Origin of the sequence: Pseudoclavibacter sp. AY1H1 (genome assembly GCF_002931055.1) — a bacterium.
Lineage (GTDB): Bacteria > Actinomycetota > Actinomycetes > Actinomycetales > Microbacteriaceae > Pseudoclavibacter.
Genome location: NZ_PSXX01000002.1, coordinates 460,254 through 483,773 on the forward strand (window position 1 = coordinate 460,254; position 23,520 = coordinate 483,773).

General features: G+C 68.9%; 24 protein-coding genes. 16 read left to right on the forward strand and 8 right to left on the reverse strand.

Features of this window, described 5'->3' with window-relative positions:
- Nucleotides 1–381: 381 nt before the first annotated feature.
- The 3 genes from C5E05_RS06555 (at nt 382) to C5E05_RS06565 (ending at nt 4,091) form a co-directional block, all read left to right on the forward strand.
- On the forward strand, nt 382–669 hold the full coding sequence (locus tag C5E05_RS06555; protein ID WP_104242700.1) for a DUF1540 domain-containing protein: 288 nt from the start codon (nt 382–384) through the stop codon (nt 667–669).
- A 177-nt stretch (nt 670–846) separates the two neighbouring features.
- Complete coding sequence (locus C5E05_RS06560) at nt 847–2,991, forward strand: lamin tail domain-containing protein (RefSeq protein WP_104341444.1); 2,145 nt, start codon at nt 847–849, stop codon at nt 2,989–2,991.
- Nucleotides 2,992–3,269: 278 nt separating this feature from the next.
- The gene (locus C5E05_RS06565; RefSeq protein ID WP_104299439.1) at nt 3,270–4,091 is read left to right on the forward strand and encodes a hypothetical protein; all 822 of its coding nucleotides are present in this window, start codon (nt 3,270–3,272) and stop codon (nt 4,089–4,091) included.
- Between the two features lie 76 nt (nt 4,092–4,167).
- Here the strand turns inward: C5E05_RS06565 and C5E05_RS06570 are convergent, their stop codons facing one another.
- Together C5E05_RS06570 and C5E05_RS06575 are read right to left on the reverse strand one after the other, a co-directional pair.
- Nucleotides 4,168–5,664 carry a catalase gene (locus C5E05_RS06570; RefSeq protein ID WP_104242704.1) on the reverse strand — a complete coding sequence of 499 codons (1,497 nt, stop codon included), beginning with the start codon at nt 5,662–5,664 and terminating at the stop codon, nt 4,168–4,170.
- A 53-nt stretch (nt 5,665–5,717) separates the two neighbouring features.
- A complete protein-coding gene (locus C5E05_RS06575) occupies nt 5,718–6,182 on the reverse strand; it encodes a Fur family transcriptional regulator (RefSeq protein ID WP_104242706.1) in 465 nt (154 codons plus the stop codon).
- 84 nt (nt 6,183–6,266) lie between these two features.
- Between C5E05_RS06575 and C5E05_RS06580 the strand changes: the two genes are divergently transcribed.
- From C5E05_RS06580 to C5E05_RS06595, 4 genes are all read left to right on the forward strand, one after another.
- Entirely contained in the window at nt 6,267–7,163 is an 897-nt protein-coding gene (locus tag C5E05_RS06580; RefSeq protein ID WP_258063889.1) for a spermidine synthase, read from the forward strand.
- A gap of 86 nt (nt 7,164–7,249) precedes the next feature.
- Nucleotides 7,250–7,822 carry a hypothetical protein gene (locus tag C5E05_RS06585; RefSeq protein WP_104242710.1) on the forward strand — a complete coding sequence of 191 codons (573 nt, stop codon included), beginning with the start codon at nt 7,250–7,252 and terminating at the stop codon, nt 7,820–7,822.
- A gap of 11 nt (nt 7,823–7,833) precedes the next feature.
- The gene (locus C5E05_RS06590) at nt 7,834–8,307 is read left to right on the forward strand and encodes a SprT-like domain-containing protein (protein WP_104299441.1); all 474 of its coding nucleotides are present in this window, start codon (nt 7,834–7,836) and stop codon (nt 8,305–8,307) included.
- 136 nt (nt 8,308–8,443) lie between these two features.
- Nucleotides 8,444–9,649 (forward strand): mechanosensitive ion channel family protein, encoded by a 1,206-nt coding sequence (locus C5E05_RS06595; protein WP_104299442.1) that lies wholly within the window; start codon nt 8,444–8,446, stop codon nt 9,647–9,649.
- Nucleotides 9,650–9,669: 20 nt separating this feature from the next.
- Here C5E05_RS06595 and C5E05_RS06600 read toward each other — a convergent pair whose 3' ends face one another.
- Nucleotides 9,670–10,698 carry a pirin family protein gene (locus C5E05_RS06600; RefSeq protein WP_104341445.1) on the reverse strand — a complete coding sequence of 343 codons (1,029 nt, stop codon included), beginning with the start codon at nt 10,696–10,698 and terminating at the stop codon, nt 9,670–9,672.
- 65 nt (nt 10,699–10,763) lie between these two features.
- Between C5E05_RS06600 and C5E05_RS06605 the strand changes: the two genes are divergently transcribed.
- From C5E05_RS06605 to C5E05_RS06615, 3 genes are all read left to right on the forward strand, one after another.
- Nucleotides 10,764–11,807: a low specificity L-threonine aldolase gene (locus C5E05_RS06605; RefSeq protein ID WP_258064781.1), complete on the forward strand. Its 1,044-nt coding sequence runs from the start codon at nt 10,764–10,766 to the stop codon at nt 11,805–11,807.
- A 41-nt stretch (nt 11,808–11,848) separates the two neighbouring features.
- Entirely contained in the window at nt 11,849–12,367 is a 519-nt protein-coding gene (locus C5E05_RS06610; RefSeq protein ID WP_104341447.1) for a hypothetical protein, read from the forward strand.
- Between the two features lie 94 nt (nt 12,368–12,461).
- Entirely contained in the window at nt 12,462–14,060 is a 1,599-nt protein-coding gene (locus C5E05_RS06615; protein WP_104341448.1) for an HNH endonuclease signature motif containing protein, read from the forward strand.
- A gap of 34 nt (nt 14,061–14,094) precedes the next feature.
- Here the strand turns inward: C5E05_RS06615 and C5E05_RS06620 are convergent, their stop codons facing one another.
- Nucleotides 14,095–14,313, reverse strand: coding sequence for a hypothetical protein (locus tag C5E05_RS06620; RefSeq protein WP_104341449.1), 219 nt, complete (start codon nt 14,311–14,313; stop codon nt 14,095–14,097).
- 188 nt (nt 14,314–14,501) lie between these two features.
- Here C5E05_RS06620 and C5E05_RS06625 point away from each other — a divergent pair, with 188 nt between their 5' ends.
- On the forward strand, nt 14,502–15,005 hold the full coding sequence (locus C5E05_RS06625; protein ID WP_104341479.1) for a GNAT family N-acetyltransferase: 504 nt from the start codon (nt 14,502–14,504) through the stop codon (nt 15,003–15,005).
- A gap of 16 nt (nt 15,006–15,021) precedes the next feature.
- Nucleotides 15,022–15,816, forward strand: a complete 795-nt coding sequence (locus C5E05_RS06630; protein WP_258063302.1) for an alpha/beta hydrolase — start codon at nt 15,022–15,024, stop codon at nt 15,814–15,816.
- Here the strand turns inward: C5E05_RS06630 and C5E05_RS06635 are convergent.
- Nucleotides 15,813–16,391 carry a TetR/AcrR family transcriptional regulator gene (locus tag C5E05_RS06635; protein ID WP_104242726.1) on the reverse strand — a complete coding sequence of 193 codons (579 nt, stop codon included), beginning with the start codon at nt 16,389–16,391 and terminating at the stop codon, nt 15,813–15,815. The two genes, C5E05_RS06630 and C5E05_RS06635, sit on opposite strands and share 4 nt — an antisense overlap.
- A 110-nt stretch (nt 16,392–16,501) precedes the next feature.
- Between C5E05_RS06635 and C5E05_RS06640 the strand changes: the two genes are divergently transcribed.
- The gene (locus C5E05_RS06640) at nt 16,502–17,548 is read left to right on the forward strand and encodes an NADP-dependent oxidoreductase (protein ID WP_104242728.1); all 1,047 of its coding nucleotides are present in this window, start codon (nt 16,502–16,504) and stop codon (nt 17,546–17,548) included.
- On the opposite strand, the gene C5E05_RS20480 is transcribed toward C5E05_RS06640, so the two are convergent.
- Nucleotides 17,511–17,804 carry a hypothetical protein gene (locus C5E05_RS20480; protein ID WP_228496627.1) on the reverse strand — a complete coding sequence of 98 codons (294 nt, stop codon included), beginning with the start codon at nt 17,802–17,804 and terminating at the stop codon, nt 17,511–17,513. The genes C5E05_RS06640 and C5E05_RS20480 overlap by 38 nt on opposite strands.
- Before the next feature lie 135 nt (nt 17,805–17,939).
- Here C5E05_RS20480 and C5E05_RS06645 point away from each other — a divergent pair, with 135 nt between their 5' ends.
- Together C5E05_RS06645 and C5E05_RS06650 are read left to right on the forward strand one after the other, a co-directional pair.
- Complete coding sequence (locus C5E05_RS06645; RefSeq protein WP_258063892.1) at nt 17,940–19,352, forward strand: M20 family metallopeptidase; 1,413 nt, start codon at nt 17,940–17,942, stop codon at nt 19,350–19,352.
- Entirely contained in the window at nt 19,349–20,353 is a 1,005-nt protein-coding gene (locus tag C5E05_RS06650; protein ID WP_104341450.1) for a RimK family alpha-L-glutamate ligase, read from the forward strand. The genes C5E05_RS06645 and C5E05_RS06650 overlap by 4 nt, the downstream gene beginning before the upstream one ends.
- A 95-nt stretch (nt 20,354–20,448) precedes the next feature.
- Here the strand turns inward: C5E05_RS06650 and C5E05_RS06655 are convergent, their stop codons facing one another.
- On the reverse strand, nt 20,449–21,816 hold the full coding sequence (locus tag C5E05_RS06655; RefSeq protein WP_258064782.1) for an NtaA/DmoA family FMN-dependent monooxygenase: 1,368 nt from the start codon (nt 21,814–21,816) through the stop codon (nt 20,449–20,451).
- A gap of 24 nt (nt 21,817–21,840) precedes the next feature.
- Nucleotides 21,841–23,034: an LLM class flavin-dependent oxidoreductase gene (locus C5E05_RS06660; RefSeq protein ID WP_104242736.1), complete on the reverse strand. Its 1,194-nt coding sequence runs from the start codon at nt 23,032–23,034 to the stop codon at nt 21,841–21,843.
- Nucleotides 23,035–23,155: 121 nt separating this feature from the next.
- On the opposite strand from C5E05_RS06660, the gene C5E05_RS06665 reads away from it, so the two are divergent.
- Complete coding sequence (locus C5E05_RS06665; protein WP_104242817.1) at nt 23,156–23,497, forward strand: VOC family protein; 342 nt, start codon at nt 23,156–23,158, stop codon at nt 23,495–23,497.
- The last annotated feature ends 23 nt before the right edge of the window (nt 23,498–23,520 follow it).

The window sequence follows — 23,520 nt, forward strand, 5'->3', positions numbered from 1 at the left end:
GTTCCGCCACGTTTCACGATGTACAAGGCGTGCCCATCGCCAACGGACGCAGTCGATGAAGACCCGCGAAGAAGTTGGTGAGAGAAGCACTGCCAGGCCGACCGCAATATGAAGGCATGGTGAGACGAAGCGCAAACATCGAGTGTATGCGCCGTTTGGTGGTATGTCTACCCCGACCTTGCCTCAATCTGGATTCTCAGGTATAACGCGCTGTCCGACGACGTTCGTTCGCCTCCGAACTCACCCACCCGAGACAGGCAAGGCTCTGCTCAGCAAGGGGACCCTGGCCTTATCAGAAAGGTGCCGCAGAGTCCAGTGTCGGCTTGAGTACCGGCCTCTCCGGCTCCTACCGTGGGAGCAACCCAACATCGGAGGCACACCATGACACTGCTCGATCTCCCCAACGTCAGCACCTGTTCAGTTGCCGGCTGCTCGTTCAACCACGACGGCTGCCACGCTCCCGCGGTGACCATCGACGGCCACGAGGGCTGCGCCACGTTCATCCCGCTGGACCGCAAGGGCGGCCTCGACAAGGTCATCGCCGGCGTCGGCGCCTGCCAGTCGACCGACTGCCGCTTCAACAAGGACCTCACCTGCACCGCTCCTGCGATCCGGGTGGGCGCGCAGGGCAGCGATGCCGCCGACTGCCTCACCTACGAAGCCGCCTGACCGCGCCGTAGTTCACCTCGAAGCGCCGACCTCCGCACGGAGGCCGGCGCTTCGGCGTTCTCCTGCCGTTCAGGTGCCAGCTACCGCTACGGCACCCGCTCCCGCTTCCATGGGCGAGGCGCTGGCGCTCGCCCCGAGCGCACTTCGCTTCATTCCCGAGCGCAGAGGAGCGCGTGCGTGCAAGCACAACGAATCACCCTGGCGGCCTTCGTCGCCGCCATCATCGGCGGAGGTGCGGCCCTGGCAGTTCCCATGTCGGCGAACGCGGCCACCACCCCCGCACCTGACCCGACCGGCGTCGTCATCAACGAGGTCGAATCCTCCGGTGGCGAGCCGGGCGACTGGGTCGAGCTCTTCAACCCGGGCATCGGCGCCATCGACCTGAGCGGCTACGTCTTCACCGACAACTCCCCAGAGGACGCCACGCACCGCTACGCGCTGGCGGACGGCACGACCCTGCAGCCCGGCGACCACCTCGTCATCGAGGAGGCCGACTTCGCCTTCGGCCTGGGCGGCGGCGACAGCGCCATGCTCTTCGCGCCGGACGGGACCACGCTCGTGGACGAGCACACCTGGACCCAGCACGCGGCGACCAGCTACGGCCGCTCCCCGAACGGCACCGGCGCCTTCACGGAGACCTCGGAGCCAACCAAGGGAGCCGAGAACCTCTTCGCCGGCGTCGCCCCCACCTCCCCCGTGGTCATCAACGAGGTCGAGTCGAACGGCGGCACCCCCGGAGACTGGGTCGAGGTCTACAACCGCAGCGCAGAGACTGTGGACATCTCCGGCTGGACGATCGTGGACGACAACGCGGACCACACGCCTGCGCCCGCTCCCGCATCCACCGTGCTCGCGCCCGGCGAGTTCTACGTCTACGAGGAGAGCAGCCTCGGCTTCGGGCTGGGCAGCGGGGACAGCGCCACGCTCGCCGACTCCGCCGGAACGATCCTCGACTCGACCACCTGGATCGACCACGCCGATGTCAGCTGGGCCCGCTGCGCCGACGGCGACGGCGACTTCCGCGCGACGACGGCATCGACCAAGGGCGCACTGAACACATGCTCCGACGTGCCCGTCGAGACGCCAGCTCCCACGGCTCCCGCGCCCGAGCCCTGGACGGGCTCCCCCGAGGTGGCTCCCATCGCGAGCGACGTCATGCTCGGCGAGGACATGTCCGGCCTCGAGTACCAGTACTCCGCAGAGGGCAGCACGCTCTGGGCTGTCGACAACGGCACGGGCGGACTGTACCGCTTCGACGTCGCGGTCGACGGCGGCGTCACCCCGGCGGCCGGCTGGGAGGAGCCCAAGCGGGTTCGCTTCCAGGCGGATGCGGGCAACCCCGCTGCTGCGGGCCCGGACGCCGAGGGCGTGACGGTCTCGGCCGCGCACCCCGAGTCGGTCTACATCGGCTCGGAGCGCGACAACTCGGACAAGGCGACGAACGAGAACACGATCCTCAAGGTCGACCTCGTCGACGCGAGCGGTCCCGACGTGGTCGCGGCCGCCGAGTGGGACCTCACCTCCAGCCTGCCGCAGGTCGGTGCCAACACGGGCATCGAGGCCATCGAGTGGGTCGCGGACAGCGAGCTGGAGGGGCGCCTGCTCGATGAGCGCACGGGAGCGCCATACGACGCCGCGAACTACCCGGGCGCGGACGGCCTGTTCTTCGTCGCCGTCGAGGAGACCGCCGGGGTGTACGCCTACGCGCTCTTCGATGACGGGACCGCCGCCCGCGTCGCGACGCTCGAGTCGGGCCTGGGCGGCGTCATGGCCCTCGACTACGACGAGTCGACGCAGACCCTGTGGGGCATGTGCGACAACGGGTGCGGCGGAACGAGCGCGCTCTTCCAGTTCGGTGCGGCAGACGGCTCCGCCGGCTACTCCGTGACGCACGTCGCACGCCCGGCCGGCCTGCCGGACACCAACAACGAGGGCTTCGCGATCGCTGCGAACGAGACCTGCCTCGACGGCACCCGTGCTGCGTACTGGCTCGAGGACGGGGTGCAGACGGATGCCCTCAAGCAGGGTGCCCTCGCGTGTGCCCCGCTCGCGACGCCCGACCCCACGGAGACTGCCGGCCCCACGGAGACGCCTATCACCACGGAGACGCCCGTCACCACGGAGGCCCCGAGCACCACGACGACGCCAGGCACGGCCACGGGCTCGGACGGCGCTTCGACCGGCGGAAGCGGCGCGAAGGGCCAGGAAGGTGGCACGACGCTCGCGACGACGGGCGCAGAGGATCTCGTCATCGTCACGCTGACCGCCCTCGCGGCACTCGCGCTCGGATCCCTGGCGCTCGCACGCCGCCGCGACGCGTAGCGGCGGCTCGACGAGCACCGCATTCGTCGCAGTGAGGGCAGTGGGGGCAGTGGCATTCGTGCCGCTGCCCCCACTGCTCTCGCGACGCTCGCTGCCACGCTCACCGCCAGGAACGCGCGTGCGCAGACACGGCCGCGGATGCGGGGAGTACTCCCCCGCATGCACGCCGGATGGTCCTGTTCCGTTAGCGTGTCTTCCAGCAGATCGGCTCCGTCGGGTCGCGAGGAAGCGACCCGCTGGCCTCGGACGCGCCAAGCCCCGCATCGAAGGAGACCCCCGTGAAGAAGCTCATGCGCTCGTCGGCGCTCGCGCTCACCGCCCTCTTCCTCCTCTCGGGATGCGCCCTCGTCAACCAGGCGACGGGCGGCCAGTCCCCTGAGGTCGAGGCGACCTCCACCTCCTCGGCGGAGACGACACCCTCGGGACCAGGCGAGCCACCGTCGGCCACATCCTCCGGCTCCGCGGCCTTCGCCGTCACCTACTCGTGCAGGATGGCCGACTCACGGAGCTTCACCGAAGCACCCTCCGATCTCGCGGAGATCTGGGCGCTCGGCGATGACGTGACGCGCTGCACAGGCAAGTCCAACGGTGGGACGACCTTCACGGAGACCGAGCAGAAGGCGCTCGATGCCCTCGGGCAGGCCGCCACCGATGACGCCAAGGAGGAGGCGGGCGCCGACGACGTCCGTCTTGCGGACGTCTACGCGCTCTGCGCGACCCCCGGCTTCTACTTCGCGGTCTCGCCAGGCATCTCCAACGATGAGCAGGCATCGCAGATCGCGGCCGCGCTCATCCTGTGCCCAGATCACCCTGATGCAGACCCGACCAAGACCTCGCTCAGCACCTATGAGGCGAACGTGAAGGCAGGCATCGACGGCACGCGATTCAACGATGGCGTCTGGAAGGTCGGCAGCGACATCAAGCCGGGCACGTACAAGCCGGAGATGCCGAGCGACACCTGCCGCTGGTTCCGCTACGACGCCAAGGGCGAGTGGATCGAGTCGTCCTACGACAAGCCCCAGGCAGAGATCGTCGTGACGATCGACGCGAGCGACAGCACCTTCGAGTCCCGCAACTGCGGATACTGGCGAGCATCCTGACCCTCGGCTCCATCACGAAAGGCGTGCCCCCTCGAGAAGCTCTCGAGGGGGCACGCCTGTCTCTGCGGGTCAGCGACTAGTGGCCGACGCCCACGGGTGCCGGGTCGGTGTCCACGGCGTTCGCCTCGACGGCGGCGCGGATGCGCGCACCCGTCTCGGCGTCGATGTTCGTCCAGTACTGGAAGGCGTTCGAGCGGACGGGCTCGACAACCGTCTCGAGGGCTCCCGCCACGGTCTCCACGAGGCGGTCACGCTGCTCCGGCGAGTAGACCTCGCGGATGAGCGTGCCGGCCTGCGAGAAGTCGTCGTCGTCCTGGCGGAGCGTGTACGCGCTGCGCACGAGATCGCCGTCGGTCTCCCACGAGTTCTCGACCGGGCCCGTCTGGTCCGCGTAGGGGCGACCGAACGAGTTCGGCGCGTAGACAGGAGCCGCACCGGAGTGCGACACCGTCATGTTGCCGTCGAACGTGTACGAGTTCGTCGCGTTCTTCGGCCGGTTCACGTCGAGCTGCTGGTAGTTGGTGCCGATGCGCGCGCGCTGGGCATCCGGGTACGCGAAGACGCGGCCGAGGAGCATCTTGTCCGGCGAGATGCCGGTTCCCGGCACCTGGTTCGACGGGGAGAACGCAGCCTGCTCGATCTGCGCGAAGAAGTTCTCCGGGTTGCGGTTCAACTCGAGCGTTCCGACCGGGATGAGCGGGTAGTCGGCGTGCGGCCACACCTTCGTCAGGTCGAAGGGGTTGATGCGGTACGTCTTGGCCTCCTCGAAGGGCATGACCTGCACGCTCAGCTTCCAGCGTGGGAAGTCCTTGCGGCCGATCGCGTCGAAGAGATCGCGGCGGTGGAACTCGGCGTCCGAGCCGGCGAGCTTCTCCGCCTCATCGTTCGAGAGCACCTCGACGCCCTGCTCGGAGATGAAGTGGTACTTCACCCAGAAGCGCTCGCCTGCCGCGTTGATCCACGCGTAGGTGTGCGAGCCGTAGCCGTTCATGTGCCGCCAGGACTGCGGGAGTCCGCGGTCGCCCATGAGGTAGGTCACCTGGTGGGCGGTCTCCGGGTTGAGGGTCCAGAAGTCCCACTGCATGCTGTTGTCGCGGAGTCCGGAGTCAGGGAGGCGCTTCTGCGAGCGGATGAAGTGCGGGAACTTCATCGGGTCGCGGAGGAAGAAGACCGGCGTGTTGTTGCCGACGATGTCGAGGTTGCCCTCACTCGTGTAGAAGCGAAGCGAGAAGCCACGAACGTCGCGCCACGTGTCAGGGGAGCCCTGCTCGCCGGCGACGGTCGAGAAGCGGAGGAGCGTCTCGCTCTCGGCACCCTGCTGGAAGACGGCGGCACGCGTGTACTGCGACACGTCTTCCGTCGCCGTGAACGTGCCGAACGCGCCGGCACCCTTGGCGTGCGGGTTGCGCTCCGGGGTGCGCTCGCGGTTGAAGCTCGCGAGCGTCTCGACGAGGCGCACGTCGTGGAGCATCAGGGGGCCGTCTGCTCCGGCGCTGAGGGAGTTGCGGTCGCTCTCGGTGGGCGAGCCGTTGGTCTCGGTCGATGGGACTGTCGGGTCGATGTACTCAGTCATAAACGCTCCTTGTCGGATTCATCTGGGCAGTGGACTGGGAAGGGGATCTGGGGTCAGGGCGTCGCGCAGTCGGCGCAGACACCCCGATACACGACTTCCGCCGTGTGCACCGCGAAGCCGCTCGGCGAAGCCGGAACGAGGCACGGTGCCTCGCCGACGGCGCAGTCGATGTCCTCGATGCGGCCGCATTCGTCGCAGACGGCGTGATGGTGGTTGTCGCCGATACGGGTCTCGAACCGGGCCGCGGTGCGCGGCGCGTCGAAGCGGCGCACGAGGCCGGTGCGGCCGAGGTCGTCGAGGATTCCGTAGACGGCCTGCAGGGTGAGCGAGCCGAGCTCGGCGCGCTGGGGGGTCGCCGCGGCGAAGATTCGCTCCGCGGACGAGTGCGGGCTGGCGTCGAGCAGCTCGAGCACCGCGACCCGCTGACGGGTGACACGAAGACCGGCCCGGCGCAGCGAGGTCCGCCAGAACGCGGCGTCCCGCCGCTCTCTGCTCGCGTGCTCGATGCTGGTGGTCATGAGACCATCGTGGCCGTTCTTTTGAATGATTCCAAACAAGGTCACCCTTGCTCGAAATCCGCGTGTCTCTGCTTGACTTGCCAGGTGTCGCCAGCCAGCAGCAAGACCCCAAGCAGTGCAATCCCCGCGACGAGCGTGACGCTCGACTCCGGAGCTCAGGCGCGGTTCTCGCGCGACGGAGAGGAGTGGACCCTCATCGTCGACGGCACCCCGCAGTCCGCGGTCAACCCGCTCGACCCCAGGGAGCTCTCCTTCGGCTACATCCGGCACATGGGCTACGTCCTCGACCTCGCGTTCCCCGAGGCAGAGGCGATCACCGCCCTCCACCTCGGCGCCGGAGCACTCACGATCCCTCGCTACGTCGACGCCACGCGGCCGCGCTCGAGGCAGCAGGTCGTCGAGCTCGAGCGGTCCCTGGTCGACTTCGTGCGCGAGGTCGTTCCGCTTCCCGCCGGCGCGAGCATCCGCATCCGCTACGGGGATGCACGAGAGCAGCTCGGCAGACTCCCCCGGGGGCTCCTCGGCTCGGTCGATGCGATCGTCGTCGACATCTTCTCCGGCGCACAGACGCCGGCGCATGTGACGAGCGTCGAGTTCTTCGCCGAACTCGAGCCGTTCCTGCGCCCGGACGGCATCGTGCTCGTCAACATCGCCGACGGCCACGATCTCGCCTTCGCGCGGGCCGAGGTCGCGACCCTGATCGAGGTATTCGGCGAGGTCGCGCTCGTCGGCGACCCTGCAATGCTGAAGGGCCGCCGCTTCGGGAACATCGCCGCGGTCGCCTCCCGCTCGCCGGAAGCGCTCTCGCTGCCCGGCCTCGAGAGGCGCGTCGCATCTGGCTTCCCGCCAGCCGTCGTCGTGCGCGGGAAGGCGGTTCGCGAGTTCGTGCGCGGCACGGAGGCCGCGCGCGATGCCTCCGCGACGGCGTCTCCACTGCCCGGGAAGAGCGTCTTCCGCGAGCGCAGGCAGGGCGGCTGGTAGTCGGGAGCAGAAGGCCGACCGACCGGCTCTCCACAACGCGGCGAGGGATGCGCCCATTCCGTCACGGCTGCGGCTAACCTGCTGGGGTGTCAGACGCTCCCATCATCCTCGGCTACGACCCGGAGACCCTCCGCGAGCGCATCGACATCGACGCCGCGGAGGCTCGCCTGGCGGAGATCGCCGTGCTTCGGTCCCTCTCCGCGCTCAACGAGAAGGTCGCGCTGCTGCGCATGCTCGGTCGGCTCGACGAGGCGTTCGACACCGCACAGACCGCCTACCGGCAGTCCCGGTTCACGGGAGCCCGCGAGGATGCCCTCGCCGCTCGCATCCGCAAGGCTCAGGTCCAGCAGTTCCAGGGCAAGCACGACGTCGCGCTGCAGGACCTGAACAACTGCGTCGACGAGGCCCTCACCCACGAATGGGACGAGCTCGCGGCCTTCGCCCTGCAGCATCGAGGCAAAGTGCGCTTCGAGCAGCGCGAGTACACCGACGCGCTCGTCGACTTCGAGCGCGCGCACGAGCTTCGCCTTGCGAGGGGCGTCGCGGCCGACCAGCTGCAGTCCTCGAAGTTCGCGATCCGCGTCACCCGCGCGATCCTCGAGGGCGACGAGGAGCCCTCCTCGGAGCTGAGCGAGCCGATCACCTCGATCGACTCCTAGGGGCGGGGCCCGTGGCCGACCTGGCCAAGGTGCGAGTCTGGGCGGAAGCGCTCATCCGCATGCACCTCGACGAGAGCTGGAGCTTCGGCTTCGATCACGCGAAGAAGCGCGCTGGCGCCTGCAACTTCCGAGACAGGCGCATCACCGTCTCCCGCTACCTCTCGGCCCGCTACGACGACGACACGGTGCACCAGACGCTGCTGCACGAGGTCGCCCACGCCGTCGCCGGGCACAAGGCGGGACACGGCCCCGAATGGAAGCGCATCGCCGACGAGCTCGGCTACGTCGGCGGTCGCACGCACGACGGCGAAGTGGCGACCGAGTTCGCGAAGTGGGTCGGGGTCTGCCCCAATGGGCACGAGGTCCTGAGGTTCCGCCGCCCGACGCGCGGCAGGCTCGTCTCCTGCCTCCGGTGCGCACCTTCCTTCGACCGGCGGTACCTCATCCAGTGGCGGGAGCGCTCGGAGGCTGAGCGACGGGGCTGAATCCCGGGTCTGAACCCCGGTGCGGAGATGTGCGCGCTGGCAGGCAGGCCAGGCAGCACGGAGGCTCGCTCACTAGCGTTGCTTCCCCAGCCCTCCACTCCCGCACGGAGGGGCCCTCCACTCCCCGAGGAGGAACGTGCTCGATCCCTGGTGGAACTTCGCCCTCTCGATTGCCGTCGCCGTCGTCGCGGCCGTCACGCTCACCGCGCTCGTCGCGCTCATCATCCGCCTCGTCGCGAAGCGCCTTCGCTGGCCGGAGCCGCTCGTGCGACACACGCGGCGCCCCTTCCGCGTCGTCGTGCTCATCATCGCGCTCTGGGCCGCAGTCGCCGTCGCCTTCCCGTCCGACGGTGACGGGTCCTGGCGCGACCTCATCTACCACGCGCTCACGATCTTCATCATCGCCGCCGGCGCCTGGCTCATGGCGGGACTCGTCGCCTTCTCGACGGACATCACGCTGGGTCGCAACCGCATCGACGTGGCGGACAACCGCGTGGCTCGGCGCATCCGCACGCAGACCCTCATCCTCCGGCGGCTCGCAGTCGCGGTGATCATCGTCATCGCTCTGGGGGCGATCCTCCTCACGTTCCCTGCGGTGCGGACCGTCGGGGCGAGCCTCCTCGCCTCCGCCGGCATCGCCTCCGTGGTCGCGGGCCTCGCAGCCCAGTCGGTCCTCGCGAACATCTTCGCGGGCCTGCAGCTCGTGTTCAGCGAGGCGCTGCGCGTGGACGACGTCGTCGTGGTCGAAGACGAGTGGGGGCGTATCGGCGAGATCACGCTGAGCTACGTCGTCGTCGACCTGTGGGACGACCGCCGCCTCGTGCTGCCGTGCACCTACTTCACGACCCAGCCCTTCCAGAACTGGACGAGGCAGGGCAGCGAGCTCCTCGGCTCCGTGGAGCTCGACGTGGACTGGCGCGTCTCCCCGGCGCTCATGCGAGAGCGCCTCGCCGAGGTGCTCACGCAGACCGACCTCTGGGATGGGCGGGCGCAGGTCCTCCAGGTGACCGAGGCGACCGGCGGGCTCGTTCGCATCCGCATCCTCGTCACCGCGGTGGATGCGCCCACCCTCTTCGACCTGCGCTGCTTCGTGCGCGAGGCCATGGTGACGTGGATGCAGCGCACCATGCCGTCGGCGCTGCCCGTGCAGCGTGTGCTCATCACCGAGTCGGCAGGTCCGGGCGATGCCGCATCGCGGGCATCGCAGGCGGAAGACACCAGAAACGACGACGACAGCGCCGGCGGGTCCGGGCTCTTCACCGGGAGCGTCCAGGCGCAGGAACGGGCATCGGTGTTCACGAACGCCATCCCCATCATCGACCCCGAGGACCGCGCGCGATAGCGGTCCCGCTCAGGGCCGGCTCAGTCCTCGCGGGTTCGCCCGCGCGGGCTGAGCCGGACGTTCGGGAGCGTCGGAGCGGCGAGCGTCCTGCCCTCGTGGCTGTCGACGCGGCCGAAACGGGCATCAGTGCCGGCGCTCGACCTGCTCCGCTGCCACTCGTCGCGAGCTGCCGCGACGTCGTCGTGGGAGGAACCGACGAAGTTCCAGAACATGACGATCTTCTCCTCGAAGGGCGCTCCACCGAGCAGCAGGGCGCGCCCGCCATCACTCGCGCCCAGGATCGCGCGGTCGGTGCCGGTGGGCAGGTAGCCCACGGCTCCGACGGGAAGCTCGACGTCGTCGACCGTGATGCCGGGAGAGCACGCGAGGATGCCGTGCTCGTAGCTGGGCTCGAGGTCGAGCTGCGCCTCCGCGCAACCGGATAAGGCGAGCTCGACGCCGACAAGCGGCGAGAAGCTGGGCGCAGGCGAGCGGAGGCCCGCGAACTCCCCCATGAAGATGGTCGCCTCGACGGGGGTCCCAGCCGTCGTGGGAGACGGCAGTCGCAGCGATGGGCATCGGTCCAGGCCGACGAAGGCCGGCGCGATATCCCGCTGCGCAGCTGGCAGGGCCACCCAGAGCTGCACGCCATGCAGCACGCGGGCCCGATCAGGGCGATCAGCGGACACCTCCGAGTGGGCGATGCCACGCCCGGCGGTCATCACGTTGACGCCACCGGGCTCGACCTCATGGAAACTGCCGATGGAGTCCCGGTGCACGACCTCGCCGGAGAACAGCCAGCTGACGGTCTGCAGCCCCGTGTGCGGGTGCGGGGGCACATCCATGCCAGCACCCGACGGCACGTCCACGGGGCCGTAGTGGTCGATGAAGCACCAGGCGCCGATGAAGTGGCGGAACTTGTTGGGCAGCGAGCGCAGGACAGGCAGCGAGCGCGGGCCACCAAGCGGCACCTCACGCGGCAGGAGCAGCTCGATACCGGCCACCACCTGCCCGGTCTCATAGGCGGCCTGCAGCTGTGCCTCGATGGGGTTGGCCTCCGCGTTGCTCATAGCTCAGAGCGTAGACGCGAACCCATGAGTTCTCATCGATGTGGCACGTGCGGAAGAATGGATCGGTGATCACGCAGCTGCACGACCCCCACCTCCGCACCTTCACGAGCGACAACGCCGCGGGCGCTCACCCGCAGGTCCTGGATGCGCTCGTCACCGCCAACGGCGGGCATGTCGGCGCCTACGGGGGCGACCCCTACTCGGCGGCATTCCAGGCGCTGTGCAGGGACCTCTTCGGCGCGGAGGCGATCGGCCTGCCGGTCTTCAACGGCTCCGGTGCCAACGTCGTCGCGCTGCAGTCGATGGTGCCGCGCTGGGGCGGCGTCGTATGCCCGGCTTCAGCGCACATCAACACCGACGAGAACGCCGCCCCGGAGCGCGTCGGCGGGGTGAAGCTCCTCACCGTCGAGACGGCGGACGGCAAGCTCGTTCCGGCGGACATCGAGCGGGCCGCAGCCGTGCGCCGCGACGTGCACCGGGCCACGCCCCTCGCCGTGAGCATCAGCCAGGCGACCGAGGTCGGCACCGCCTACTCGCCAGATGAGGTTCGGGCGCTCGCCGACGTCGCCCACGCGAGCGGCATGTGGCTGCACGTCGACGGCGCGCGCCTCTCGAACGCCGCCGCCCACTTCGGCTGCACGCTCGCCGAGGTCTCCAGCGCGGCCGGGGCCGACGTCATCAGCCTGGGCGGCACCAAGAACGGCGCGCTGGCCGCCGAAGCGGTTGTCGTCGTCAACCCGGAAGCCGTCTACGGCACCGAAGAGGCCCGCAAGATCGACCTGCAGCTGTCATCGAAGATGCGCTTCATCTCCGCCCAGCTCCTCGCGCTGTTCGGCGACGAGCTGTGGCGCGAGAACGCGGAGCACGCCAACGCCATGGCCGCGCGCCTCGCCACCGGCATCGAGCGCGTCCACGGCTGCTCAGTGCCACTCCCCCGGCAGGCGAACGGCGTCTTCGCCATTCTCCCCGGCGAGGTCGCCGAGCGCGTCAGCGAGAGCTACGCGTTCCACACCTGGGACGCGTCTCGCGGCCTCGTCCGCTTCCTCTGCTCCTGGGACACCACCGAGCACGACGTGGATGCCCTCATCGCGGCAGTCGCGGGAGCGTAGGCCAGCCGCGCGGCCCCGGGTGGGCAGGTACCCTCGGGGCCGTGACTGACTACACCGCCTGGCAACGCCTCTGCACGCTCATCGACGACGACCCCGAGATCTGGCCGAGCGTCCAGCAGGCTCTCGAGGGCGACTCTCGGGACGAGGACGAGGACCAGGGCGAGGACCAGTCCGGCGACGACGACCGAGACGAGAGCGGCGTCGAGGAGGACGACGGCGCGGATGAAGCCTGGGGCGCGCTCATCGACGCCCTCGACGACTGCGGAGCGCTGGCCTACCTCCACGCCGAGGACACAGGCATGGAGCTCGCAGACGCCCTGGCCGGAGTTCCGCGGATCGTCCGCCTCGGCCTCGACACCGATGAGGTCGGCGACGTGGACGGCGACGTGCCGACAGCAGCCGCCGCAGCTGATGCGCTCCTCGCGCCCGTGGGGCTCGCACTCGTGTTCCTCGAGGAGGACAGCGACGCCCACCCGCTGGTCGTCGTACCGCGCGAGTCCGTCACCGAGATCGTCGACACGGCCGCCGCGCTCGGCTTCGTCGCGAGGCAGCTGCCCTGAGGCAGGCCTGAGGACGCGTCGATGGCAGCGATCTCGCCTCGAATGTTATCCACGATTCCTCGAATCTACATTCGAGTAATGCTACGATCGGACCATGTACCAAGCGGCGGCGAAGTTCGAGGAGCGGTGGCATTTCGATGTCAACGATCCGGCTTCCGTCGCCGCTGAACGCGCCACCATCCTGTCCGAGACCGCCCGCATCGAATCCGCCAAGCGTGCGATCGACGCCGAGCAGATCCTGCTCGAAGCTCGTGCGTACAACTTCGGCTACCTCCTCGACCTCGCCGAAGGGCATCCCGAGATGGGCATGCACGTACGGTCGATCTCGGCAGAGATCTCGATCGAGGTGCAGGCGAAGCACGGCTTCGTCATGAGGCAGCTCGCCGGTTCGTGGAACGCCGTGCGTGAATTTCCTGCCGCAGTGGATGCCGTGGCCGACGGGCGCATCTCCGGTCGCCACCTCGATGCCATCGTCAGCTCAGGGCTCCTCGTCACCCACGAGGTCGAAGCCGAGCAGACCGCCCTGCGTGCCCGCTACGTCGACCTCGCACTCCGCGAGGTAAGCACCCAGATCCTGACGGACGCGGCACTGAAGCGGCTGACCGCCCGCATCGCAGAGGAACTCACGCGGGTCCCACTCGCCGAGCGGCGCAAGGTGACGCGCATGAAGGGCTTCGTGTCCGTGACCGACTCCGGTGACGGACACGGAGTGCTCCACGTCGGCGGCTCACTCCTTCTCCTCACCGCGGTCCGGGACAGAGTCAGAAAGCAGGCGACACTCGTCCTGCGAGCTCGATCACGGGCGCAGAAGGCTCAAGCAACGGGAGAGGTACCGCAGGGCGCCGCCGACGAGCGCACCCTCGGCGAGGTCAGCGCCGACCTCATCTGCGACCAGCTCCTCACGAGCGAACCGAACTCCGCACCCCTGGCATCCGGGGTCCAGGCGAAGGTGCACCTGGTCATCCCCACGACCACGCTGCTCGCCGACGAACGCGACCCCGGCCACCCTCCGGCTCTGCTCGACGGCCTCACACCGGTACCGCTCGACGAAGCCAAGCGCCTCGCGGCCAACGCCCCCATGTTCACGAGAATTCTCACCCACCCGATCACGGGCACCGTCCAGGCCGTCGACACCTACAAGCCAACAGCGGCGATGCGGCGATTCCTCGCGGCGCGCGACGTGCACTGCCGGTTCCCCGGCTGCCGACTCCCAGCACGCGGGTGCCACATCGACCACACCCATGAGTGGGAGCACGGCGGTGCAACCTGCACGAACAATTTGGAGCACCTCTGCGTGTTCCACCACGTCATGAGGCACGCAACGCCGTGGTCGGTTCTGCAGCTCGAAGGCGGAGTCCTCCAGTGGACGACACCAAGCGGAAAAGTCCTGACAGACAGACCCGACAGGCAAGGCGTTCGCTTCGTGCCGTCGGCGGATGCCGGAAGCACCAGCCCGCCGAAGGCAACGAGTGAGGCGGATGCAAGGTCAGGGCCTGAGCCCGGGCCTGGGCCAGGGACAGAGACAGAGACAGAGACAGAGACAGAGACAGACGCAGGATCAGGCACAGGATCAGGCACAGGATCAGGCACAGGCACAGGCATAGGCACAGGCATAGGTACAGGACCGGACGTCGAGCGGGGCAGCAGCGCCCGGCGAGAACGCGACGCGGGCACCGACCCTCCGCCGTTCTGAGGCCTCACCGAGCGAGACCTCCTCACTCCCCGAGCTAGACCTCTTCGATACCGACGCCGCGGAGCAGAAGCCTCTGCTCCCCAACCCCTGCGCGCTCCGAGAGGAAGACCCGCGAGAGCACCTGCTGCAGGCGAGCAACGAACAAGGGAGCGCCGGCCGCATGTCCATCAGACGCGCGCGCGTCGGTCGTGCGCCCGCCCGTCGTGCGCTGGTCGGTCAACTGGCCGTGCGTCATGCGGAGCGTGATGCTCATGATCTGCCCTTTCGTTCGTCACCGGTTGGATAGGTCGTCGCGTCAGCGTAGGAATCCCTGGTCCGGGTGAACAGCAACCTGCGCAAGACGGGCACACGAGACGACACCGCGCTTCGCGGGGCGAAACACGGCGTCACCTGGGGGCCGAACGAAGAGCGAGACGCCCGGAGGCGGAGCACCATGTGCGCATGACAAACGCGCTCACCGTCCGCCACCTCGACATCACCTCTGCCGAGGTGTCGGAAGTGCTCGACATCCTCGACGCGGAGTACCGAACCAGGTACCGGGAGTTCTACACAGACGACATCACCGCGTACCCCGTCACCGACTTCACGTCCCCCGACGGCGCCTTCATCGGCATCCTCGAGGGTGACCTCCTCGTCGCCGCCGGCGCCATCCGCCGATACGACTCCACCACCGCAGAGGTCAAGCGCATGTGGACACGCGACACGCACCGCCGCCGCGGATTCGCCCAGCGGGTCCTGCGAGAACTCGACGCAGCAGCCGGAGACCTCGGCTATACCCGCATCTTCCTCACCACCGGCTCTCGGCAGCCCGAAGCAGTCGCCCTCTACCGAGCGTCGGGCTTCGAAGGCGGCGAGCGACGCATCCCGGAATTCGACCTCCCCGTCTTCGCGTTCGAGAAGCCCGTCGGCCGCACCACCCTCGTCGAGCACCCCTCCCACAGCTGAGCGATATCCTCGGCGGGTGCCAGCAACTCCCCCGAACCAGCAGCCACCGCGACGCAGACGCAGCCGGCTGCGACGCGCGCTGATCTGGACCTTCTCGATCATCGCCGCGGTCTTCGTCGTCGCCATCGCAGCATTCCTGATCTGGGCGAACGTCGGGGTCATGGCAGCCGAACCGGAACCCCTCGCATCGGTCACGAACAACCCAGCTATCTCGGTCACCGAGGTCGACGGCTCCCTCGTGCTGAGCCCGAGCGAGGAGCCAAGCGACACCGGACTCGTGTTCATCCCCGGAGCCAAGGTCGAGCCGTCGGCCTACGCCGCGAAGCTCTCGAGCCTGGTCACCGACGACAACATGACCGTCGTCATCCCGCAGCCGCTCCTCAACCTCGCGTTCTTCGACACCCGCACGCTCGACGACTACACGACCGCCGCCCCCGAGGTCACCACCTGGTCCGTCGGTGGGCACTCCCTCGGCGGAGTCCGCGCCTGCCAGCTCGCCGAGTCGCCGGACGTCGCCGGCCTGCTGCTGTTCGGCAGCTACTGCGCCAACGACCTCGCCGACGACGAATCGCTCGACGTGCTCAGCATCACAGGAAGCGCCGATGGGCTCAGCACCCCGCAGAAGGCAGCGGACGCACGCGGCCTGCTCCCCGCCGACGCCGAGACCCTGGAGATCGAGGGCGCGAACCACGCGATGTTCGGCAACTACGGCCCGCAGTCCGGCGACGGAACCGCGACGATCCCCGACGAGGACGGGCGCCAACAGATCGCCGCGGCGACCTCAGCCTGGGCGGCAGAGCTCCAGCCCTAGGCGGAAGGCACGGCGTCAGGCGAAGCGAGCATCCGCCGCACGGTCGGCTGCACGTCGACGGACGCGTCGGGGAGGTCCTCCTCTAGCAGGGAGAGCCGGTGCAGGACGACCCCGTCGATGAACGCGAACAGCGCAGACGCACGGGCCTCGGCATCGTCGACGCCGAGACCTGCGATGGCACCCGCCGCCCAGCCCCGCAGGCGATCGCGGCCCACCCGGATCGCCTCGGCGACCACCGCGTTGTGGGTTCCCTCGAGGACCAGGGCGTACCTGGCGAGCGTCTGCGTGCGGCCGACGCCCGTCATGTCGTCCACCCCAGCGCAGATCGCCGCGCAGAATCGCTCCACGCTCGGCTCGCCCCACTCGTAGCTCAGCAGCCACTCGGCGTAGTCGCTGCGCTCCAAGCGACCGATGACGCCCTCGATGAGCGCCTGACGTGTCCTGAAGTGATTCGACGTCGACCCCCTCGGGAGCACCGCCTCGGCGTCGACCCGCGCGTGCGTGAGCGCACGCATCCCGCCAGATGCGAGGAGCTCGAGGGCGGCGGTCAGCGAACGATCACGCGTGGAGGGCACCCCCGAACTCTAGACGCAGAGATCTCGACACAGAAACTACGGGCGTAGTGCATCCACTACGAATGTAGTCATCGACCGGTCTGGTCAGAATGCTGTGATTGTCTGACGTGATGACCTCAACCGCCATCAGCACGCAGATCCAGCTCGCCTCCCGCCCGAAGGGGTGGCCCAAGGAAACGGACTTCCGCACGGTGACGGTCGAGTACGCCGAGCTGCAGCCAGGTCAGGTGCGCGTCGAGAACCTCTTCCTCTCGGTCGATCCGTACATGCGCGGCCGCATGACCGACGCGCCGAGCTACGTCGCCCCCTACGCCCTGGGCGAGACGCTCACCGGCGGCGCGGTCGGCGTCGTGGTCGAGTCGGCCAGTGACGAGGTCCCGGTCGGGGCGCACGTGCTCCACGCATTCGGGTGGCGCGACATCGCCCAGGAGGACGCGGCGTCGTTCCGCGTCGTCGACGAGATTCCCGGCGTCCCGCTGTCGCTCTACCTCTCGATGCTCGGCATGACCGGCCTCACCGCCTACGTCGGCCTCACCGCGATCGCGGGCCTCAAGGAGGGCGAGACGGTCTTCGTATCGGGTGCGGCGGGTGCCGTCGGCACCGCGGTCGGACAGATCGCCCGCAAGCTCGGCGCCGGCCGCATCATCGGCTCAGCGGGCTCCGACGAGAAGGTGGCCCTCCTCACGGAGAAGTACGGCTTCGACGCCGCCTTCAACTACAAGGAACGGCCCGTGCGGGAGCAGCTCGCGGAGGCGGCGCCAGACGGTATCGACGTGTACTTCGACAACGTGGGAGGCGACCACCTCGAGGCGGCCCTCGACGTCTTCAACCGGGGCGGCCGAGCGGCGCTGTGCGGTGCCATCTCGAGCTACAACGAGCGCGAGAAGCCAGCGGGTCCGGACAACATGGCCAACCTCATCAAGCAAGCCCTGCGGTTGGAGGGCTTCACTGTCGGAGGCTACGGCCACCTCGCCGGGGAGTTCCAGCCGCGGATGGTCGAGTGGCTGCGGGCGGGCGAGATCGCCTACGACGAGACGGTCGTCGTCGGCCTGGACAGCACCGTGCAGGCGTTCCTCGACATGATGCGCGGCGCCAACACGGGCAAGATGATCGTGGATCTCAGCGGCGAAGCGCGCGCTCGTGCCGTGTATGCATGACGAGCCCCGGCACGAACAGAACGAGAATGACGGGAAGCATCGCGAAGAGCCCGATGACGTGCCACAGCTGACCGGCGGCGACGACGGCCAGGAGGGCCCCGCCCATGCGCAGCCAGCTCGCGAGCTTCGGCGTCCCCGGCGGGTCCTTGAAGATAGGCAGCCTGCGCCCGGCACCCGCCCGTCCGACAAGGAAGTGCGCCCAGGTCGTGAGCGCGAGGCTGAGCCCGAGCAGCACGGCACCGAGGATGAACATCACGCTGCCACTGTAATCCAGCTTCACGTTACGGCCCACGACGGCGACCCCGACACGGCCCACCACGCTCCCGGAGAATCGAGGCACGATGGATGCGGACGGCCCACCCGGGGCTGCCGGCGGCAAGGAGCACACCACGTGAGCGAAGCAGCAGACCCGACCAGCGCACCCCGAGCAACAGGGGCGACCCGCGGAATCCGGGTGGGCGCATCTCCCACGACTCCCAGCAGCACCTACCTCGATCTCGTGGCCGCAGAGACCGCCATCGCCGCGGCCGCCGCGCCGCCCATCACCTCACCGCACGACGGAGCCTCCATCGAGGACACGTCAGCCATCCGCGCGGCCGCTGATTCCCTGCAGCCTGAGCTGGTCGAGCTCTCCCACCGCATCTTCGAATACGCCGAGGAGGGCTTCGAGGAGACGCAGAGCGTCGCCGACATCGCCGAACTGCTCGCAGAGCACGGCATCACGGCACAGCTGGGAGCCTTCGGGCTCGACACGGCGCTCGTCGCGGAGCTCGTCGTCGGCGAAGCGAAACCAGATTCGACGGAGGCGCCGACGGTCGCGATCCTCGCCGAGTACGACGCCCTGCCCGGCGTCGGGCACGGCTGCGGGCACAACATCATCGCCGCCTCCGCTGTCGGCGCCTTCCTCTCGCTCGTCGAGGCGAGCCGCCGCCACGAACTCCCCGCGGGCCGGATCGTGCTCTACGGCACGCCCGCGGAAGAGGGCGGCAACGGGAAGGAGATCATGGCGAGGGCCGGCGCATTCGACGACGTCGACGCCGCCATCATGATCCACCCGTTCGGCTACGACGTCACCGACCAGCCATTCATCGGGCGACGCATCCTGCGTGTGCGCTACTACGGCGTCCCGGCACACGCCTCAGCCTCGCCGTTCCAGGGCCGGAACGCGCTCGACGCCGCCAACCTCAACTACCAGGCCACGGGCCTCATCCGGCAGCACCTCTACCCCGGCGACCGCATCCACGGCGTCATCCTCGACGGCGGGCAGCGCCCCAACGTCGTGCCGGAGTTCGCGGAGCTCGAGTACTACGTCCGCTCGAACGCGGCGGAGACCTTGAAGGAGCTGAGCCTGCGCCTCGAGGACATCGCCAACGGCATCGCCCTCGCGACCGGCACGGGCGTCGAGGTCGAGTGGGACCCGCAGCCGTTCACGATGCCGCTGCGCTACAACACGCCCCTCTCCGAGCGGTGGGCGGTACACCAGGAGGCGCGGGGCCGACGCGTCCTCACGAAGGCGTCCGTGCCATCGCACCTCGCCGCCTCCACCGATTTCGGCAACGTGAGCGTTCGCGTGCCGGGCATCCACCCCGTCATCGCCATCAGCCCACCGGATGTGAGCCTGCACACACGTGAGTTCGCTCAGTACGCGACCAGCGACGCCGCGAGCACGGCCATCGCCGATGCGAGCACCGGCCTCGCACTCGTGGCCGCCGATTTCCTCGCCGACTCCAACCTCCGTGCCGCCGCACGCGCCGACTTCGACGCGGCCGGCGGCGCACTCGATGTCGAAGGGTTCTTCTCATGAGCGCATCCTCCTCCCCCCAGCCCGCAGCTGCTGGCCCTGTCGTCTACGCCCTGCACGAGAACCCCGAATGGTGGCCGCCGTTCCAGGCCGCCTTCGACGCGGCCGGTGTCCCGGTCGTCGAGTGGCGGCTCGTCGAGGGCGTGCTCGACATCGACGCGCTCCCGCCAGAGGGCATCTTCTGGTCCCGCATCAGCGCCTCGTCGCACACCCGAGACCACGCACTCTCGAAGGACTACGCACGCTCGGTGCTCAACTGGGTGGAGGCTGCCGGCCGGCGCACCGTCAACGGCCGGCGGGCCATCGAGCTCGAGGTCAGCAAGGTCGACCAGCTGACGCTGCTGCGCCGCGCCGGCATCGACACGCCCCGCACGGTCGCCGTCATCGGCAAGCAGGGACTGCGGGACGCGGCGAGGGAGTTCCCGACACCCTTCATCACGAAGCACAACCAGGGCGGCAAGGGCCTCGGTGTGCGCCGCTTCGACGCGTTCGCCGACTTCGAGAGCTACCTCGACTCCCCCGAGTTCGAGGAGCCGCTCGACGGCATCACCCTCCTGCAGGAGTACCTGCGACCGGCAGGCGGGTTCATCACCCGCGTCGAGATCGTCGGCGGCGAGCACATCTACTCGATCGCGGCAGACACCATCCACGGCGGGTTCCAGCTCTGCCCGGCGGATGCCTGCGCGATCGACCCAGACACTGGGCGCCCGGTCGTGCCCCCAGGTGCTGAGCTCGCGCCAGAGCCAGGCACCTCGATCTTCTCGCTCCGACAGGGCGGGCACGACGAGCTCGTCGAGCGCCTCATCGCGTTCACGAAGGAGATCGGCCTCGAGATCGCCGGCATCGAGTTCATCGAGACCGAGGACGGCCGTCAGGTGGTGTACGACATCAACACGAACACCAACTACAACGCCGACGTCGAGCGCGTCGCCGAAAGATCCGGGCCGGGCGCGATCGCCGCCCTCCTCGGGCGCATCCTCCGCGAGACCTACCCGAACTCGTAGTCGAACGCAGCGTCGAGCACGCAGCCGGACAGCGAAGAGGTGGGCGTCGGAGTTCAACTCCGACGCCCACCTCTTCTCCTCGGGCGGATTCCGGGTCAGTACGCGAAGGCCGAAGGTGCGCGCGTTCCTCGCTCGGGCACGGGGATGCCGAGGTTCTCCCGCAGCGTCGTCCCCGTGTACTCCTCGCGAAGCGAGCCGCGCTCCTGGAGGATCGGCACGACGTGGTCCACGAACTCGTCGATGCCGCCGGGCGTGAGATGCGAGCCGATGACCAGCCCGTCCGAGCCCTCGTTCTGCACGAAGTCGTCGATCTCCTCGGCGACCTGGGACGCCGTTCCGACGTACCGCACACCGCCGAGCTCGTGGCGCGCGAACTCGCGGATGCTCCAGCCGTTCTCCGCCGCCTTCTCGCGCCACTTGCGCACGGTCGCGAGGCGGTCGCCATAGGTGAAGGCGCGGCCCTCGATGATCGGCGCGCTCTCCCCATCCGGGTCGGAGTCGGGCAGCGGACCATCGAAGTCGATCTCCGAGAAGTCCCGGTTCCAGACCTGCTCGAGGCGCACCTGGATCGTGCGCGGGCTCAGCTGCTGCTCCGTCACCCAGCGCGCCTTCTCCTGCGCCTCCTCGTGGGTGTCGCCGAGCACGAAGCTCGACTGCGGGAGGATCTTGAGGTCGTCCCGGTTGCGGCCGAAGCCCTCGACCCGACCCTTGATGTCGGCGTAGAAGTCTCGTGCCTCCTCGAGGCGCGAGTACGGGGAGAAGATGACGTCGGCGTTGGCGGCCGCGAAGTCGCGACCCTGCGGCGAGATGCCTGCCTGCACGATGATCGGCCTGCCCTGCGGACTGCGGGGAACCGTGAAGCGACCGCTGATGTCGAACTGACTCGTCGAGACGTCGAAGCGTCCCTCCTCGGCGGAGTCCAGGAACTGGCCAGACTTCTTGTCGGCGACGATCGCATCCGCCGACCAGGAATCCCACAGCTCCCTGACCGTGTTGACCGTCTGCTCTGCCCGCTCGTAGCGCTCGGCGTGAGGGAGGAAGCCGCCGCGTCGGAAGTTGGCACCGGTGAACGCGTCGAACGATGTGACCACGTTCCAGCCCGCCCGCCCGCCGGACAGATGATCGAGGCTGGCGAACTGGCGCGCGAGCTCGAACGGCTCGTTGAAGGTGGCGTTGATCGTGCCCACGAGCCCGATGTGCTCGGTGACCGCGGCGATGGCGGCAAGCACGGGAATGGTATCGGGGCGCCCCGCGATGTCGTGGTCGAAGATCTCGCCGCGCCGCGAGCGCAGCGCGAGCCCCTCGGCGAGGAAGAAGTAGTCGAACTTCCCGGCCTCGGCCTTCTGGGCGGCGTGCTTGAACGTCGAGAACTCGATCTGGCTCCCGGCATCCGGGTGCTCCCAGAGGGTGTGCTCGTTGACTCCGCCGACGTAGGCGGCGAGGATGATCTGCTTCTTGGTCACGATGATCTCCTGATCGAGTCGGGCCTAGACGGCGGCGTAGCGGTTCGGGACGGTGGTCGGCAGGCCGAGGAGGCCCCGCAGGGAACGCGCTTCGTAGCGCTCCCGGAAGAGCCCCTTCTGCTGGAGGAGGGGAACGACGTCGGCGACGATGCGGGGAAGATCGTCCGTCACGACCCCGGGGTGCAGGCGGAAGCCGTCGTAGCCGAGCGCCGAGAGCGTCTCGAAGTGCTCGACGAGCTCGGAGGCCGAACCGGCGAACACCGCGGGCGGCTGCTCCAGCGTGCGGCCCTTCGCGTCGAGGCGAGCGAGACGAGCAGCCCCGGTCTCCTCGGGCCCGTCGAGAAATACCGCCACGTCGACGTAGACGGAGAGCGGCTCGCCGGCACGGCCCACGTTCTGCTCGGCGGCCCGCACCTCCGACAGGATGCTCACGGCCGAGGCGACATCCGACGGGGTGACGAAGAGCAGATCGGAGCTCGCGGCGGCGAACTCGTACGGCACCTGGGCGTGCCCGAGGGAGGCGACCACGGGCTGCCCCTGCGGCGGCCGCGGCGTGATCGACGGACCACGCACGCTGAACCATCTGCCCTCGAACTCGACGCGGTGCACCTTCGCGGCGTCGAGGAAGCGGTCCGTGGAGGCGTCGCGGATCTCCGCGTCGTCCTCCCAGCTGTCCCAGAGCCTGCGCACGACCTCCACGAAGTCGTTGGCCTCGGCGAAGAGGTCGCCGATGTCCGCGGTCGAAGCACGCTCGAGGGTCTCCAGGAACTCCGCCGGGTCGCGGCGCCCGAAGTGCGTGTGGTCCGACCCGATCGAGAGTCGAGCCTGCCAGCCGGCGCGGCCCTCGCTCGTGTAGTCGAGCGTCGCGACAGCCTTGGAGACGTGGAAGGGCTCGGTGTGCGTGGTCGTGACCGTCGGGATGAGACCGATGCTGTGGGTCACGGGGGCTACCCGCGAGGCGATGAGCAGCGCATCCAGTCGTCCCCGGACCTCGTCGGTGCGATCGTCGTCGTGCAGCCGCTCGGACGACTGCAGCGCCAGCGAGTCCTCGATGGTCGCGAAGTCGAGGAGCCCCTGCTCGGCGAGCTGGACGAGCCCCACCCAGTAGTCGGGCGTGAAGAGCTCGTCCGGACGGGCGCTCGGCTCCCGCCAGGCGGCCGGGTGGATGCCGGCGCCATCGAGTGCGACGCCGAGGTGGATTCGGTGTGGGTTCGTCATGATCTGACGCTAGGTGGCGCCACGCGGCGAGGCCACGGCACCTGACGCGCCCCGTTACGCGTCGCAACGTGGCGACATGTTCGTGGAGGCTCCTCGCACCGACGTCGAGCATCATCGGGGCATGGCTATCAAGGGCGTACTTGCGCAGATCACCGTGTCCGACCTGGCTCAGGCTACGGAATATTACGGCAGGCTCTTCGGGCGCGGCCCCGACGAGAATCCGATGCCGGGCCTTCTGGAGTGGCACTTCACAAGCGAGGCCGGCCTGCAGCTCTGGGCCGACTCGAGCCGCTCGGGCAGATCCACGGTGGTGTTCACCGAGGACGACCTCGCCGGTGTCGCCGAACGGCTCGACGCGGCCAGGATCGAGCACGGTGGAATCGAAGACGCCACTCACTTCCAGATCCTCCAGGTGCTCGACCCGGAAGGCAATCACGTGGTCTTCACGAGCGCAGGAAGCTAGGCGCGGACGGCGCCGGGGCTACA